Here is a 16,430-nt window from a genome sequence, read left to right on the forward strand (position 1 = left end):
CACACTGCGTCCCGACCGGTCGACAGGAGGTGAACGACAGGGCACGTTCTGTCGACTTCGATAAACGCCCGTCGCGTCGGCTTTCATATCGGGCGTCGGACCCAGCAAGATAGGGGGGTTGTGTCCCAGCCCCCTCGATTTCCCCCGGTGGCTTTTCTGTGACTCAGATCCCGACGTGGAGCGGCGGACCAGTCAGTCCCGCCAACGGCCGCGCAGCACCCGGCACCACCATCGGTGACCGGTACTCGCTGCGGTCCTCGGTGGGCAACGGCGGCATGGGTACGGTCTGGCGCGCCACAGACACGTTGCTGCGCCGTGACGTGGCGGTGAAGGAGGTCGTCCTGCCCCCGGGGCTGGCCCCCAGCGACCGCGACGCCATGTACGAACGCACCCTGCGCGAGGCCCGTGCCGCCGCCGCGATCCAGCACCCGGCAGTGGTGCAGGTGTACGACGTGGTCACCGAGGCCGGTCGCCCGTGGATCGTGATGGAGCTGCTGGACGCGCGCAGCCTCGCCGACATGGTGATCGAGGACGGTCCGGTCGCTCCCCGCGCCGTCGCCAAGATCGGCATCGCGCTGCTCGGGGCGCTGGAGGTCGCGCACGCGATCGGCGTGCTGCACCGCGACGTCAAGCCGGCGAACGTGCTGATCTGCACCGACGGCCGCTGCGTGCTCACCGACTTCGGTGTGGCCCGGATGCCGACCGACGTGCAGCTCACCACCCCCGGCATGGTGCTCGGCTCGCCGCACTTCATCTCACCCGAGCGGGCCATGGGCCAGGAGTTCGGCCCACCGAGCGACCTGTTCTCGCTAGGTGTGACGCTCTACACGGCGGTCGAGGGCCGGCCGCCGTTCGACAAGGGCGACCCGATCGAGACCATGCACGCGGTGGTCGAGGACCCGCCGGCCCCGCCGCAGCGCAGCGGCCCGCTGACCCGGGTGCTGATGGGTCTGCTGGAGAAGGACCCGGCCCGCCGCCTGGACGTGCACACCTCCCGGGCCATGCTCCGCGAGCTGCTCGCCGGCCCGTTGGGCAGCACCGCCACCGCAGTGCACTCGGTCACCGACCCGTACGCCGTGGTGCCGGTGCAGCAGCGCCCCGCACCCGTACACCCGCCGGCGCAGCCGGAGCCCAAGCCGGACAACCAGATCGGCGGCCGGGCGATGCTGGCCCCCGAAGAGTCCCTGACCGACCGGCTGGCGGCGCTGCGTCGCGGCGAACGCCCGCCGCCTGCCGCTCCCGCAGGCGCCGCCGGGCTCGACGAGACCAGCGCCGACGCGCTGGCCGGTCCGCTGCACACCCCGACCGGCGCGATGCCCGCCCCCGGGCGGCCCGCCGTCGGGCGCACCTACGGCGGCAACGCCGACGCCACCCAGCGGGTGGACGCCGGGGCGCACCCGGACGCCACCCAGCGGGTCACCTACGGCAACCAGTCCGACGCCACCCAGCAGGTCGGGTACGGCGGCGCGCCGGAGGCCACCCAGCGCGTCGGGGGCACCTACGGCGGCAACCAGTGGTCGGTGCCGGGCACCGGCCAGCCCTGGACGACGCCCGCCACGTCCAGCGGCGGCGCCCTCGACAAGGTCCGGGCCACCGGCGGTCAACTGGTCAGCACGGTCAAGGGCTGGCCACGCAAGATCCAGCTGGCCGCGGCCGGCGGGCTGGCCGTCGTGTTGCTGATCACCGTGGTGGCACTCTCCGGCGGCGACGATCCGGCCCCGCCTCCCCCGCAGGCGCAGCCCTCGCCGTCCGCCGCCGCGGGACCGGGCGTCGAGATGCAGGAGCACGCCGCCCGCGGCATCCAGGTCATGGTGCCGAAGGGCTGGAAGAAGGCCACCGGCGGTTCCTACACCGACTACATCGACCCGGAGGACAGCGGCCGCAAGGTGCGCATCATCACCGAGAAGTGGTCCAGCAGCTCCGCCCGGTGGGCGGAGACGGCCGAGAACGGCCTCAAGACCAAGAGCACCTCCTGCGTCAAGCCGTACGCCCAGATCAGCGCCACGGAGACGGAGCTGGCCGCCAAACCGGCAGCCGAATTCGAGTACACATGTGGCGAGGGCGACACCATGCGGCATGGCGTCTGGCGGGGTGTGGCGCAGGGCGGCAAGGCGTATTCGTTCTACCTGACCGCCACCGACGCCAAGTTCGCCGAGAGCAAGCCCATCTTCGACGAGATGGTGCGCACGTTCCAGCTCACCGGGGACGGCTGAGCCGGAGGGAACCGACAGCGGTGATCCGCCGCCGTGCTATCAAGGGGCATGGCGGCGGACACCACTGACATCGACGACATTCGTGAGCAAGCCCGGCGCTGGCTGGCCGACGACCCGGACCCGGCCAGCCGGGACGAGCTGACGGCGGTGCTCGACGCGCTGCCGTCGAGCGCCCCCGACCTGGCCGACCGGTTCGCCGGGCCGCTCACCTTCGGCACCGCGGGCCTGCGTGGGCCGTTGCGCGCCGGCCCGAACGGGATGAACCTGGCAGTGGTCACCCGGGCCGCCGCCGGCCTGGTCGACTGGCTCGCCGCGCAGGGCGGCACCGGCCCCCTGGTGATCGGGTACGACGCCCGGCACGGCTCCCGGCAGTTCGCCGAGCGCACCGCCCAGGTGGCCACCGGGGCCGGGCGTCCCGCGCTGCTGCTGCCGCGCCCGCTGCCCACCCCCGTCCTGGCGTACGCGGTGCGCCAGCTCGGCGCGGTCGCCGGCGTGATGGTGACGGCCAGCCACAACCCTCCGCAGGACAACGGCTACAAGGTCTACCTGGGTGCCGAGCTGGGCGGCGAGCTGGGCGCGGGAGCGCAGATCGTGCCTCCCGCAGACGCCGGCATCGAGGCGGCCATCCGGGCGGTCGGCCCGCTGACCGAGGTGCCGCTGGGCGCGCCCGGCCAGGTGCTCGGCGACGACCTGGTCGCGTCGTACGTCGAACGGGCGACAGCGGTGATCGACCCGGACGGGTCGCGGGACCTGAGCGTGGCGTACACCCCGCTGCACGGGGTGGGCGCGGCGGTGCTCACCGCCGCGTTCGCCCGCGCCGGTTTCCCGGTGCCCGGTGTGGTGCCCGACCAGGCCGAGCCGGACCCGGAGTTCCCCACCGTGTCGTTCCCCAACCCTGAGGAGCCGGGAGCGGTGGACCGGCTGATCGCCCTGGCCGACTCGACAGGCGCGGATCTCGCCATCGCCAACGACCCGGACGCGGACCGCTGCGCCGTGGTGGTCCGTGACGACCGCGACGGCTGGCGGATGCTGCGCGGCGACGAGGTCGGTGTCCTGCTCGCCGACCACCTGATGCGGCGCGGGGTGACCGGGCTGTACGCGACGACTATCGTCTCGTCGTCCCTGCTGCGGGCCATGTGCGCCGCCCGGGGCCTGCCGTACGACGAGACGCTCACCGGCTTCAAGTGGATCGTCCGGGCCGGCGGCGGGAGTGCGCCACTGGTCTTCGGCTACGAGGAGGCGCTGGGCTACTGCGTCGCCCCGCACCACGTACGGGACAAGGACGGCATCACGGCCGCGCTGACCGTGGCGGAACTCGCCGCCGGCCTCAAGGCGCAGGGTCGTACCCTCACCGACCGGCTGGACGAGCTCGCTGCGGAGTTCGGCGTGCACCACACCGACCAGCTCTCGGTCCGGGTGGACGACCTGCGGCTGATCGCCGACGCGATGGCCCGGATCCGGGCGGCCACCCCGAGGACGCTGCTCGGGCAGCCGGTGGACAGCGCCAAGGATCTGCTGCCCGAGTCGGACGTGGTGATCCTGCGCACCGCCGCGGCCCGGGTGGTGATCCGCCCGTCCGGGACCGAGCCGAAGCTCAAGGCGTACCTGGAGGTGGTGGAACCCGTCGTGGACGGTGACGTCGCGACGGCCCGCGGCCGCGCGGCGTCGGCCGTCACCGCGCTGCGCGCCGAGGTCAGCGCCGCCCTGGGCATCTGAATCCCGCGCGCCACGTCCGGGCCGTCCGCGCGACAGTCAGCGGCGCGGGCCGAGGGCCTGGTCGACGGCGCGGCCCAGGGCCGCGACCACCAGGCCCACCGACGGGCGTACCACCGAGTCGTCGGCGCTCACCTCGCCGGAGAACCCGGCGCCGGTGGCGATCTCCTCCAGCCGGCGGCGGGCGTCGGCTGCGGTCTCGCCGTTCATCCCCAGCGCGGTCTCCATCCGCAGCACCACGACCAGGGTGGCGAGCGCGGCGGTCCGCTCGTCCGGGGCCGCCGCGCCGGTCAGCGCCTCGGTGAGCCGCTGGCGGGTGTCCGCCTCGACTGACCTGTCCACCACGGGGTAGCGGTGCACGTGGATGAAGCCCAGCTCGGTCTCGTCGACATCCCTGACGACACCCTGGGTGCACAGGTCACCGAGGATCCTGTCGCGCAGGCCGTGTCGTAGACGCTGCACCCAGGACGCCGGCGTGTGCGGTGTGTCGGCGGCGATCCGGCCCAGCACCTCGTCGGCGACCGGCTCGCCGGTGGGCGTCGGGTCGACCACGGTCAGGGAGCCGTCGGCGTACGCGATCCGACCGGCCAGGGCCAGCTCGACCAGCACCGCCGCGGCCATGCCGAGGTCCAGGCTGATCCGCGGCATGGTCGCCTTGCCGGTCGTGTCGTCGTAGGCGAGGAGCAGCAACTCCTCGGCGAGCGCAACACCAGTCATGGCCGGAGACGCTAGCGGGTCCGCGCCACACCGCGCGCGAACCCGCCGGACCCGGCACCGACCGGGGTAACGCGTCAGAACCGGGGCATGCCGCCGAACTGGCGGTCGCCGGCGTCGCCGAGGCCCGGGACGATGAACTTGCGGTCGTTCAGCCCCTCGTCGATCGAGGCCGTGACCAGGCGCAACGGCAGACCGGAGCGTTCCAGGCGCTCGATGCCGACAGGCGCGGCGAGGACGCAGAGCACAGTGATGTCGGTGCAGCCCCGGTCGGCGAGCAGCCGGCAGCAGTGCTCCAGCGAGCCGCCTGTGGCAAGCATCGGGTCGAGCACCAGCACCGGCAGACCGGCCAGGTCGCGGGGCAGCGACTCCATGTACGCGCGCGGCTCGTACGTCTCCTCGTCGCGGGCCAGACCGACGAAGCCCATCGAGGACTCCGGCAGCAGGCCCAGCGCGGCGTCCGCCATGCCCAGCCCGGCCCGCAGCACCGGGACCAGCAGCGGCGGGTTCGCCAGCCGGGTGCCCTCGGTGCCGGTGACTGGCGTCTGCACCGGGTACCGCTCGACGGGGAAGGAACGCGCCGCCTCGTACACCAGCATGGTGGTCAGTTCGTGCAGCGACGCCCGAAACGTCGACGAATCGGTGCGCGCGTCCCGCATGGCGGTCAGCCGGGCCTGGGCCAGCGGGTGGTCAATGACGTGTACGTCCACGATCGCTCAACCTACCGGTCCGGTCGGCGCCGCGGTGCGGCTGCGCTCGGTGCAGCGACGCCGCTCACGTCGGAGCGGCCCGGCGTGACCAAGATCACTCAGCTGTTTCGTGCGTAGACTTCGTGGCATGACGGCGACAACGACGTCGGCCCGGTCGGAGCTCTCCGAGCTGGGACGATCCGAGACCGCTCTGCGGACCTTCCTGCACGGCCTGCCCGGCGTGGACCAGGTCGGCGCGGAGCAGCGGGCGGCACAGCTCGGCACCCGCTCCATCAAGACCACCGCCAAGGCGCAGGCGATCGACCTGGCGATCCGCATGGTCGACCTGACGACCCTGGAGGGCGCCGACACCCCCGGCAAGGTGCGCGCGCTTGCCGCGAAGGCGCTGCGCCCCGACCCGGCCGACCCGTCGTGCCCGCACGTCGGCGCGGTCTGCGTCTACCCGGCGATGGTCCCCCACGTCGCCGAGGTGCTGCGCGGAAGCGGTGTGCACCTGGCGAGCGTGGCGACGGCGTTCCCGTCCGGTCAGGCGCCGCTGGAGATCAAGCTCGCCGACACCCGGGCCGCCGTCGCGGCCGGCGCCGACGAGATCGACATGGTGATCAACCGGGGTGCGTTCCTGGCCGGGCGGTACAAGGAGGTCTACGACGAGATCGTGGCCACCAAGGAGGCCTCCGGGGACGCCCACCTCAAGGTGATCCTGGAGACCGGCGAGCTGGCCACCTACGACAACGTGCGCCGCGCCTCGTGGCTGGCCATGCTGGCCGGCGGCGACTTCATCAAGACCTCCACCGGCAAGGTCCCCGTCGCGGCCACGCTGCCGGTGACCCTGGTGATGCTGGAGGCGGTCCGCGACTTCCGCGCCGCCACCGGGCGGCAGGTCGGCGTGAAGCCGGCCGGCGGCATCAAGACCACCAAGGACGCGATCAAGTACCTGGTGATGGTCAACGAGACCGTCGGCGCGGACTGGCTCGACCCGGACTGGTTCCGCTTCGGCGCGTCCAGCCTGCTCAACGACCTGCTGATGCAGCGCACCAAGCTGACGACCGGCACCTACGCCGGTCCCGACTACTTCACCCTGGACTGATAGCCGATGTTCGAATACGCCCCCGCCCCCGAGTCCCGCTCGGTGGTGGACCTCAAACCCTCGTACGGGCTGTTCATCGACGGTACGTTCGTCGACCCGACCGACGGTGGCAGCTTCAAGTCGATCAACCCCGCCTCGGAGGAGGTGCTGGCCGAGATCGCCGAGGCCGGCGCCGAGGACGTGGAGCGTGCGGTACGCGCCGCCCGTAAGGCGTACGACAAGGTCTGGGGTCCGATGCCGGGCCGCGACCGGGCGAAGTACCTGTTCCGGATCGCGCGCCTCATCCAGGAGCGCTCCCGTGAACTGGCCGTCCTGGAGTCCCTCGACAACGGCAAGCCGATCCGGGAGTCGCGGGACGTCGACCTGCCGCTGGTCGCCGCGCACTTCTTCTACTACGCCGGTTGGGCCGACAAGCTCCCGTACGCCGGATTCGGGCCGAACCCGCAGCCGATCGGCGTGGCCGCGCAGGTCATCCCGTGGAACTTCCCGCTGCTCATGCTGGCCTGGAAGATCGCCCCGGCGCTCGCGGCGGGCAACACGGTGGTGCTCAAGCCCGCCGAGACCACCCCGCTGACCGCGCTGCTCTTCGCCGAGATCTGCCAGCAGGCCGAGCTGCCGGCCGGTGTGGTCAACATCGTCACCGGCGCCGGCGACACCGGTCGCGCGCTTGTCGAGCACCCCGGCGTGGACAAGGTCGCGTTCACCGGCTCGACCGAGGTCGGCCGGGCCATCGCCCGGTCCGTCGCCGGCACCCGCAAGAAGCTCACCCTGGAACTGGGCGGCAAGGCCGCCAACATCGTCTTCGACGACGCGCCAATCGACCAGGCCGTCGAGGGCATCGTCAACGGCATCTTCTTCAACCAGGGGCACGTCTGCTGCGCCGGGTCCCGCCTGCTGGTCCAGGAGAACGTCGCCGACCGGGTGCTGGAGTCGCTGAAGCGGCGGATGGCCCTGCTGCGCGTCGGCGACCCGCTGGACAAGAACACCGACGTCGGGGCGATCAACTCGGCCGCCCAACTGGAGCGGATCCGCGAGCTGTCCGACGCCGGCTCGGCCGAGGGCGCCGAGCGCTGGTCGCCGCCGTGCGACCTGCCCGAGCGTGGCTTCTGGTTCGCGCCGACCATCTTCACCGGGGTCACCCAGGCGCACCGGATCGCCCGCGAGGAGATCTTCGGCCCGGTGCTGTCGGTGCTCACCTTCCGCACCCCGGCCGAGGCCGTCGAGAAGGCCAACAACACGCCGTACGGGCTGTCGGCGGGGATCTGGACCGACAAGGGCTCCCGGATCCTGTGGATGGCCGACCGGCTGCGCGCCGGAGTCGTCTGGGCCAACACGTTCAACAAGTTCGACCCCACCTCGCCATTCGGTGGCTACAAGGAGTCGGGCTACGGTCGCGAGGGCGGCCGGCACGGGCTGGAGGGCTACCTCAATGTCTGAGCGGGTCGCGGTACGCAAGACGTACAAGCTCTTCATCGGCGGGAAGTTCCCGCGCAGCGAGTCGGGACGGTCGTATCTCGTGCAGTCCTCGAATGTGTCACTGGCCTCCCGCAAGGACGCCCGGGACGCGGTGGTCGCCGCCCGCGCCGCCGTGAAGGGTTGGGCCGGCGCGACCGCGTACAACAGGGGTCAGATCCTCTACCGGGCCGCCGAGATGCTTGAGGGCCGCCGCGAGCAGTTCGTGGCCCTGGGCATCCCCGGCGACGAGGTGGACGCGGCAGTGGACCGCTGGGTCTGGTACGCCGGCTGGGCCGACAAGCTCGCCCAGGTGTACGGCGGCGCCAACCCGGTCGCCGGCCCGTACTTCAACATCTCCGCGCCGGAGCCGACCGGGGTGGTCGCCGTTGTCGCCCCGGAGCGTCCGGCGCTGCTCGGCCTGGTCAGCGTGATCGCCCCGGCGATCGTCACAGGCAACACGGTGGTCGTCGCGGCGTCGCCGTCCGAGCCCCTGGCGGCGGTGACGCTTGCCGAGGTGCTCGCCACGTCCGACCTGCCCGGCGGGGTGGTCAACATCCTCACCGGCGCGATCACCGAGACCGCGCCGACGCTTGCCGCGCACATGGACGTCAACGCGATCGACCTGACCGGGGTGACCGACACCGAGCTGGCCACCGAGCTTGAGGTCAAGGCCGCCGAGAACCTCAAGCGGGTGCTCCGGCCGGCGCCGACCGAGCACGACTGGTCCGCCGACCCGGGTCTGGCCCGGATGACGTCCCTGCTGGAGACGAAGACGGTCTGGCACCCCAAGGGGGTGTGATTCGCTCCCGGCCTCTTGGTTTTCCGGGGAGCCCTGCCCACTCCGGGCGGTCAGGCTTGATCCCTGCGTGGGCAGGGCTCCCCGGAAAACCTGACGTGGGGCGGGTTCGTCGGGTGGGTCAGCTCACGGGTTCTGCCTCGGGTTGGGTTGCCGCCCCTCCCCTCCCCTCCTCCCGCCCTGCCCTGCCCTGCCCCGCCGCCGCCGGCAGCCCAAGATCTGCACAGGAACAGGGATGTTGCTGCCTCCATCGCCCGGGAGGCAGCAACATCGCTGAAGTTGCGCGGATCTTCGGCCGGCCCGTCGGTCTTGGTCGGTGGTCATGGGTTGGCGGGTGTTCGATCTCGCTCGGCCGGTCAGCCTCATGATCAGCCCCGGGGTTGGGGGTGGGCGCGGGAGGTAAGGGTCTACTACCGGGGGTAGGATTGGCTTGTGACTCGGTTGGGCGATCTTGAGCGTGCGGTGATGGACGTGTTGTGGGACGTGGTCCCGGGCACGTCGGACGGCGTGACCGTGCGCGAGGTGGCCGACGCGCTCGACGGCCGCGAGCTGGCTTACACGACCGTGATGACCGTCCTGGACCGGCTCGCCGGCAAGGGCATGGTGCAGCGGGAACGCGAGGGCCGGGCCTGGCGGTACCGGCCGGCGGCCAGCCGTGAGGCGCACATCGCCCAGCTCATGCTCGACGCCCTCGACCTGGGCGGCAGCCGGGACGCCGCGCTCGTGCGTTTCGCCCGCTCGGTCACCGGCACCGAGGCCGAGGTGCTGCGCGCGGCGCTGGGCAGCGAGGCCGGGCTCACCGCGACGGGCACCTCCGGCGGGGCCGAGCTGACCGACCGCGTGGACGGGCCGGCGGGCCGGCGGACGGCCGACGAGGCAGCGGAGCGGTAGGGCGCGCCATGGCGTACGCCGTGCATTTCGCCGCCACCATGCTGGCCTGCTATCTGACCGCTCAGGTGCTGGCCCGCTCGACCTGGACGTGGCGCAGCCCCCGGGTGGCGATCGTCTGCTGGCAGGCGGTCGGCCTGGCGCTGGGCCTGTCCGCGATGGGCCTGCCGATGGCGCTCGGGTTGACCGCGTACGACCTGCCGACCGGAAGCGCGCTGCTCGCCCTGGCCTCCGATCTCGCGCACGGCACCCTGCCCGTCGGGGAGACCGCCTTCCACCTGGCGGGTGTCGGGGTCGGCTTTGGCATCGGCGCGGTACTGCTCGCCACGACAGTGCGCAGCATCCACGGCACGGTCCGCGCCCAGCGTCGCCACCGGGACCTGCTCACCCTCGTCGCCCGGGACGACCCGGCCGCACCCGGCGCGCTCGTGCTGGATCATCCGAGCGCCGCCGCGTACTGCCTGCCGGGCGTGAAGCCGCAGGTGGTGGTGAGTGCCGGCACCTTGAGCCTGCTGGACCGGGCGGAGCTGGCCGCGGTGCTCAGCCACGAGCGGGCGCACGCCCACGAGCGGCACGACCTGGTGCTGCTGCCGTTCACCGCGCTCTGCCGGGCGTTGCCGTGGTTCGGCTGGGTCCGCGACGCGCACGAGCGGGTCGCCCTGCTGGTCGAGATGCGCGCCGACGACAAGGCGCGCGAGCTGCACGCCGAGGCGCCCCTCGCGGGCGCGCTGCGCCGGTTCGCCGCCGCCGGTCACCGGATCACCCCGGCCGGCGCGCTGGGCGTGGGCGACCGCGATCTGGACGTACGGGTGCAGCGCCTGCTGGTCATCGACCGGCCGCCCCGGGTGGTCGGTGCCGTAGCCCTCGCGGTCGCCACCACACTTGTCGCCCTCCCGGTCACGCTGTTCCTGTCCTGAGCTGACCCGCCCGCCGCGCCCCGGTCCGGGGACGAGCACGCGCTCCCTCACGTACTACGCGTCGCAGCAGACGTTCCCTACGACAATGTGTAGTAGCTAAACATGTAGCCAAGCTACGTGTAGGGTGGCTATGACAAGTGAGCCAACCTACGGAGGGCCGGCCATGGACACCCTGCTCCTCGCCCGCCTGCAGTTCGCCACCACGACCTCGATCCACTTCCTGTTCGTCGTGGTCACGCTCGGGCTGGTGACCCTGCTGGTCGGGATGCAGACCGCCTGGGTGCTCACCGGCAACCCCAGGTGGGAGCGGCTCACCCGGTACTGGGGGCAGCTCTACGTCATCAACTACGTGCTCGGCATCGCCACAGGCATCGTGATGGAGTTCCAGTTCGGGCTGAACTGGAGCGGCCTTTCGCGCTACGTCGGCAACGTCTTTGGTGCGCCACTGGCCATCGAGACGCTCGTGGCGTTCTTCCTGGAGTCCACGTTCCTCGGGATGTGGATCTTCGGGTGGCACCGGCTCCGCAGGGGCGTCCACCTCGCGCTGCTCTGGGGCGTGGCGCTCACCGCGTACGCCTCGGCGTTCTGGATCATGGTGGCCAACTCCTGGCTGCAACACCCGGTCGGGTACGAGGTCCGCGACGGGATCGCCCACCTCACCGACTTCGGCGCGCTGCTCACCAACCCCAGTCTCGGCATGGCGTTCGGGCACGTGGTGTCGGCCGCGCTGCTTGTCGGGGGGATGCTGATGGCGGCCGTCAGCGCCTGGCACCTGATCCGCCGTACGCCCGACTTCGTGCTCTTCCGCACCTCACTGCGGATCGGCCTGGTCACCGCGGCGCTGGCGATCACGCTGGTGCAGGGCTTCGGCTTCGCCCAGTTCGGCCCCGTCGGCCAGGTGCAGCCCACCAAGTTCGGCCAGGGTCCGGAGGCGCAGGAGCTGGTCGCCGAGTGGACCACCCGGTTCGGCCCCGGCGACTACACCCCGCCGGTGCTGGCGAACGTCGGGCTGGGCTTCATGATCCTCATCGGTCTCACCCTCGGCTGCGTCTGGTTCCTGCTCCCGCTGCTCTTCCAGGACTGGGTCATCCGGCTGCGCTTCCCGCTCTGGCTGATCCTGCTCGCCCTGCCGCTTCCGTTCGTCGCGGTGATCCTCGGCTGGATCGCCCGTGAGGTAGGCCGTCAGCCCTGGGTGGCGTACGGGCTGCTCCCCACCGAACAGGCCGTCTCCCCGGTCGGCGCACCTGTGATGCTCGCCTCGCTGATCGGCTTCAGCCTGCTGCTCGGCACCCTCGCGGTCACCAACTGGGTGCTGCTCGCCAGGCACGCGGCGCGCGGCGCGGACGACCCGGCGCTCGGCCGTCCCCCGGCGCCGCCCACCGAGCCGGCCCATCCCGAACCCGCCCTCGCCTGAGGAGACCACCAGTGGACCTCGCCTGGTACGCCCTGCTCGGCCTCTTCTTCGCCGGCTACCTGGTACTCGCCGGCTTCGACTACGGCGTCGGGCTGCTGCTCGCCAGGGGTGGTGGCCCGGCCGGGCGGCGGGCTGCCCTCACCGCACTCGGCCCGTTCTTCCTCGGCAACGAGGTCTGGCTGGTGGCGGCGGTGGGGATCCTCTTCGGCGCGTTCCCGATGCTGGAGGGCGAGCTGCTGTCCGGCTGCTATCCGGCGGTCGCCGGAGCGCTGGTCGGGGTCGTCCTGGTCACCGTCGGTGTGCAGTTGCGCAGCCGGCCGGCCGACGAGCGGGTCCGGGCGCGCTGGGACCGGGTCGTGGTGATCGGGAGCGTGCTCGCCGCGCTGGGCTGGGGCGCCCTGCTCGCCGCGCTGCTGCAGGGTGTTCCCCGCCAGGCCGACGGGCACGTGACCGGTGTGGCGCACCTGGCCACCCCGTTCACGGCCGCCGCCGGGCTGACCATGGTCGCGCTTGTCGCGGTGCACGGTGCGACATTCCTCACGCTGCGACTGCCGGCCGCCGACGCCGCGGTGGTCGGCCGCACCGCCCGCCGGCTGGTGCCGGTGGCGCTCACCGCGGTCGCCGTGGCCACCGTCGTAGGCCTGCTCTCCGTTCGGGTACGCGACAGCGTCCAACGGCCGGCGGTGGCCGTACTCCTGCCGGTGCTGCTGGTGGCGGCGCTGCTGGCGGCCCGCGCGGCGCTCGGCCGACGGCGGCCGGGGTGGGCTCTGGCGGCGACGGGCATGGCCCTGGCGATGCCTGTGGCGCTGGTCGGCGCGGCCCTGTGGCCCTACGTGCTGGTGTCGACGACCGACCCGGCCGCCTCGCTGACGGTGGCCGACGCGGCCGCGAGCACGCCGACGCTACGGCTGCTCGCCTGGGTGGCGCTGCCGCTGCTGCCGGCCCTACTAGGCTTCCAGGCAATGTGCTTGTGGGTTTTCCGGGGACGGACCGACGGCAGGGCACCGGTGTACTGGTGAACCGCCGTCCCTTCGACCCGCGTCTCCTGCGCCGGGTCCCCGCGGCCCGGCGCGACCTCGCCGTGCTCGCGCTGCTGGGTGTGCTCGCCGCCGGGCTGATCGTGGCGCAGGCCACCGCGCTGTCGGCGGTGCTGGCCACCGCCTTCGACGGGCGGCTGGACCGGCCGGCGCTGGCCGGCTTCCTGGCCACTGTCGCCGCCCGGTCGGCGCTGGTCTGGGCGCAGGGCACGGTGTCGGCGCGGGTCGCCGCCACGGTCAAGGCCACGTTGCGCGCCGACCTGCTCGGCGCGGTCGGCCGGCACGGCCCGGGCTGGGTGGCCGGGCAGCGGGCCGGTCAGCTCGCCACCCTGGCCGGGCGTGGAATGGACGCGCTTGACGCGTACTTCACCGGGTACCTGCCGCAGCTGGTGCTCAGCGTGACGGTTCCGCTCGCCGTGCTGGCCCGGATCGTCCTCGCCGACTGGAGTTCGGCGCTGATCATCGCGTTGACGCTGCCGCTGATCCCGGTCTTCGGCGCGCTGCTCGGCTGGCAGGCGCAGGCCGCCACCGAACGGCAGTGGCGCCGGCTCTCCCTGCTGGGTGGGCACTTCCTGGACATGGTCGCCGGGCTGCCCACGCTGCGCGCGTTCGGCCGCGCCCGGGCGCAGACCGAGGTCGTCCGCCGGATGGCCGACGGGCACCGGGTCGCCACCATGAAGACCCTGCGGATCGCGTTCCTGTCCGCGCTGGTGCTGGAGCTGGTCGCCACGCTGTCGGTGGCGCTGGTCGCGGTGCCTGTCGGCATCCGGCTGCTCGGCGGCGGCCTGGCCCTCCAGACGGCGCTGCTGGTGCTGCTGCTCACCCCGGAGGCGTACCTGCCGCTGCGGGCCGCCGGCAGCCGCTTCCACGCCAGCATGGAGGGGTTGGCCGCTCTGGACGAGGCGCTCACCGTCTCGGCGACGCCCACCCCGCCCCGGGCGGCCGAGGGCGCGGCCACCCCCGACGGGCGGGGCGAGATCCGGTTCGAGTCGGTGACCGTGGCGTACGAGCGGACCACAGCGCTGCGCGACGTGGCCCTGACCATCAGGCCCGGTGAACGGATCGCGATCATCGGCCCGAGCGGCGCCGGCAAGAGCACGCTGCTCGGCCTGCTGCTCGGCTTCGTGACCCCGACCAGCGGCCGGATCACCGTGGACGGCGTGGACCTCGCCGCCGCCGACCCGGACGCCTGGCGTCGGCAGCTCGCCTGGGTGCCGCAGCGCGCCCACCTCTTCGCCGCTTCGCTGGCCGACAACATCCGCCTCGGCGCACCTGACACCCCGACCGAGGCGCTCACCGCCGCGGTACGCGACGCCGCCCTCGACGACGTGGTGGCCGCCCTGCCGGACGGCCTGGACACGCTGCTCGGCGAACGCGGCCACGGGCTGTCCAGCGGGCAACGGCAACGGGTGGCCCTGGCCCGCGCGTTCCTGCGCGACGCCCCGGTGGTGCTGCTCGACGAGCCCACTGCCCGCCTGGACACCGCCTCCGAGACGGTGGTGCTCGACGCCACCCGCCGGCTGGTCGCCGGACGGACGGCGCTGCTCGTCGCGCACCGGCCGGCGCTGCTGGCCGACGCCGACCGGATCCTGCGGATCGAGGACGGTCGGCTCACCGAGCTGACACCGGCGCCGACCGGAAAGGTGGCCCGATGACCGCGGCACCCGGGCCACCTACCCCCGGGCCGGACCCGATGGACCCCACGCCGGACATCGGCTCGCCACCGGCCGGGCGGACGGCCGCCGAACGGGCGGTGCTGCGACTGGCCCGACCGTACCTGGGCCGGCTCGTCGGCGCGGGGCTGCTCGCCGCCGCCACCGAGTTCGCCGGGCTCGCCCTGATGGCCACCGCGACCTGGCTGCTGATGAGCGCCGCCGGCCAGCCGCCCCTGGACCGGCTCACCGTGGCGATCGTCGCGGTCCGGGCCCTCGCCATCAGCCGGGGCGTCTTCCGCTACACCGAACGGCTCGCCGGACACGACGCGGTGCTCCGCATGATCACCGACGTACGGGCCCGGGTCTTCGCCACCCTCGCCGCCCACCGCACCGCCGGGCACCGCTCGGGGGACGTGCTGAGCCGGCTGGTCTCCGACGTCGAAGCCGTCCAGGACCTGCTGCTGCGGGTGCTGGTGCCCGGCTCGGCGGCGGCGCTTGTCGGTGTGCTGGCCGTGGGAGGCGCGACGCTGATCTCGCCGCTGGCCGGCGCGGCGCTCGCCGTCGGGCTGCTCGTCGCCGGGGTGGCGCTGCCCGCACTGGCCACAGTTGTCACCAGACGCAGCGCGGCAGAGGTGGCCCCGCTGCGCGGCGCGCTCGCCACCGACGCGGTCGACCTCACCCACGGCGCCGCCGACCTGGCCGCGTTCGGCGCCACCGACGCCGCCCTGCGCGCCGCCGGGCGGCGGGCCGACCGGCTGGCCCGGCTGGAACGCCGACTGGCCGCGACCGGGTTCGCGGTGGACGCGGCAGGGGTGCTCGTCGCGGGGCTGACCGCTGGCGCGGTGGTGGTTGCCGCGCTGGCCGCCGACGTACCGGGCGTGCTGGTCGGTGTGCTCGCCGTCGGCTCGCTGGCCGCCGTCGAGGTGGCGCTGGCCCTGGTCGCGGCGGCCCGACAGTGGACCCAGCTGCGCCCCGGACTGACCCGGGTGGCCGCCCTGCTCGACGAGGACACGCCCACTCCCCCGACCGCCGAGGGCAGCGCTCACCCCGCCGGCCCGTACGACCTGCGCTTCGTCGAGCTGGCCGTGCGGTACCGGGCCGGTGCCGCACCCGCCCTGGACGGCATCGACCTGGACCTGCCCGCCGGTCGACGGATCGCGGTGGTCGGCCCGAGCGGCGCCGGCAAGAGCACCCTGGCCGCCGTGCTGACCGGCGCGGTCCGGCCCTCGTCCGGGCGGATCGAGCTGGGCGGCCGCGACCTGTCGGCGTACACCGAGCAGGAGCTGCCCCGCGCGGTCGGCGGTCTGCTCGCCGAGGCGTACGTCTTCCACGCGACAGTGCGGGAGAACCTCCTGCTCGGGCGCGCGGACGCGGGCGACGACGAGCTGGCCGCCGCCACCGCTGCCGCAGGCCTGCTGGACTGGGTACGCGCCCAGCCGGCGGGTTGGGACACCCTGGTCGGCGAGGAGGGCGGCCAGCTCTCCGGTGGTCAGCGGCAACGGCTCGCGCTCGCCCGGGCGCTGCTCGCCGCGCCACCCGTGCTGGTGCTCGATGAGCCCACCGAGGGACTGGACCCGGCCGCGGCGGACGCGGTGCTCGCCTCCGCCCTGGCCGCCACCCCCGCCGGGCACTCGGTGCTGTTGATCAGCCACCGGCTCAGCGGCCTGGCCGAACTGGACGAGATCGTCGTCCTCGACGGCGGCCGGGTGATCCAGCGCGGCCGGCACGTCGACCTGGTCGCCACCCCCGGCTGGTACCGGGACCAGTGGCTGCTCCAGGAGGCTGCCGAACGCGGGTACCTGGCGCTCGCCCCCTGAGCCGGCTCGGGGAC

Annotated in this window: 13 protein-coding genes; 11 read left to right on the forward strand and 2 right to left on the reverse strand. The window is 73.3% G+C overall.

Features of this window, described 5'->3' with window-relative positions; genetic code table 11:
• The first annotated feature begins 158 nt into the window (after positions 1-158).
• Both AB0N27_RS13830 and AB0N27_RS13835 read left to right on the forward strand, forming a co-directional pair.
• On the forward strand, positions 159-2,213 hold the full coding sequence (locus tag AB0N27_RS13830; protein WP_364368207.1) for a serine/threonine-protein kinase: 2,055 nt from the start codon (positions 159-161) through the stop codon (positions 2,211-2,213).
• A 48-nt stretch (positions 2,214-2,261) separates the two neighbouring features.
• Positions 2,262-3,929 carry a phospho-sugar mutase gene (locus tag AB0N27_RS13835; protein WP_364368210.1) on the forward strand — a complete coding sequence of 556 codons (1,668 nt, stop codon included), beginning with the start codon at positions 2,262-2,264 and terminating at the stop codon, positions 3,927-3,929.
• 36 nt (positions 3,930-3,965) lie between these two features.
• On the opposite strand, the gene AB0N27_RS13840 is transcribed toward AB0N27_RS13835, so the two are convergent.
• Positions 3,966-4,643, reverse strand: a complete 678-nt coding sequence (locus AB0N27_RS13840; protein ID WP_364368213.1) for a GPP34 family phosphoprotein — start codon at positions 4,641-4,643, stop codon at positions 3,966-3,968.
• Positions 4,644-4,717: 74 nt separating this feature from the next.
• Positions 4,718-5,350: a uracil phosphoribosyltransferase gene (gene upp, locus AB0N27_RS13845; RefSeq protein WP_139585043.1), complete on the reverse strand. Its 633-nt coding sequence runs from the start codon at positions 5,348-5,350 to the stop codon at positions 4,718-4,720.
• 127 nt (positions 5,351-5,477) lie between these two features.
• Here upp and deoC point away from each other — a divergent pair, with 127 nt between their 5' ends.
• The 9 genes from deoC to cydC all read left to right on the forward strand — a co-directional run bounded on the left by deoC (position 5,478) and on the right by cydC (position 16,416).
• On the forward strand, positions 5,478-6,437 hold the full coding sequence (gene deoC / locus AB0N27_RS13850; RefSeq protein WP_364368217.1) for a deoxyribose-phosphate aldolase: 960 nt from the start codon (positions 5,478-5,480) through the stop codon (positions 6,435-6,437).
• A gap of 6 nt (positions 6,438-6,443) precedes the next feature.
• The gene (locus AB0N27_RS13855) at positions 6,444-7,874 is read left to right on the forward strand and encodes an aldehyde dehydrogenase family protein (RefSeq protein WP_364368220.1); all 1,431 of its coding nucleotides are present in this window, start codon (positions 6,444-6,446) and stop codon (positions 7,872-7,874) included.
• Entirely contained in the window at positions 7,867-8,691 is an 825-nt protein-coding gene (locus AB0N27_RS13860; protein ID WP_364368223.1) for an aldehyde dehydrogenase family protein, read from the forward strand. The genes AB0N27_RS13855 and AB0N27_RS13860 overlap by 8 nt, the downstream gene beginning before the upstream one ends.
• A gap of 429 nt (positions 8,692-9,120) precedes the next feature.
• Positions 9,121-9,579, forward strand: a complete 459-nt coding sequence (locus AB0N27_RS13865; RefSeq protein WP_364368226.1) for a BlaI/MecI/CopY family transcriptional regulator — start codon at positions 9,121-9,123, stop codon at positions 9,577-9,579.
• An 8-nt stretch (positions 9,580-9,587) separates the two neighbouring features.
• The gene (locus AB0N27_RS13870; protein WP_364368228.1) at positions 9,588-10,493 is read left to right on the forward strand and encodes a M56 family metallopeptidase; all 906 of its coding nucleotides are present in this window, start codon (positions 9,588-9,590) and stop codon (positions 10,491-10,493) included.
• Positions 10,494-10,656: 163 nt separating this feature from the next.
• The gene (locus AB0N27_RS13875; protein WP_364368231.1) at positions 10,657-11,907 is read left to right on the forward strand and encodes a cytochrome ubiquinol oxidase subunit I; all 1,251 of its coding nucleotides are present in this window, start codon (positions 10,657-10,659) and stop codon (positions 11,905-11,907) included.
• 11 nt (positions 11,908-11,918) lie between these two features.
• On the forward strand, positions 11,919-12,926 hold the full coding sequence (locus AB0N27_RS13880; RefSeq protein ID WP_364368234.1) for a cytochrome d ubiquinol oxidase subunit II: 1,008 nt from the start codon (positions 11,919-11,921) through the stop codon (positions 12,924-12,926).
• Positions 12,923-14,599: a thiol reductant ABC exporter subunit CydD gene (gene cydD / locus AB0N27_RS13885; RefSeq protein WP_364368237.1), complete on the forward strand. Its 1,677-nt coding sequence runs from the start codon at positions 12,923-12,925 to the stop codon at positions 14,597-14,599. Before AB0N27_RS13880 ends, cydD begins: the two co-directional genes overlap by 4 nt.
• Positions 14,600-14,637: 38 nt before the next feature.
• Complete coding sequence (gene cydC, locus AB0N27_RS13890; RefSeq protein ID WP_364370688.1) at positions 14,638-16,416, forward strand: thiol reductant ABC exporter subunit CydC; 1,779 nt, start codon at positions 14,638-14,640, stop codon at positions 16,414-16,416.
• Positions 16,417-16,430: the final 14 nt, after the last annotated feature.

It is taken from the genome of Micromonospora sp. NPDC093244 (genome assembly GCF_040683695.1).
GTDB lineage: Bacteria > Actinomycetota > Actinomycetes > Mycobacteriales > Micromonosporaceae > Micromonospora.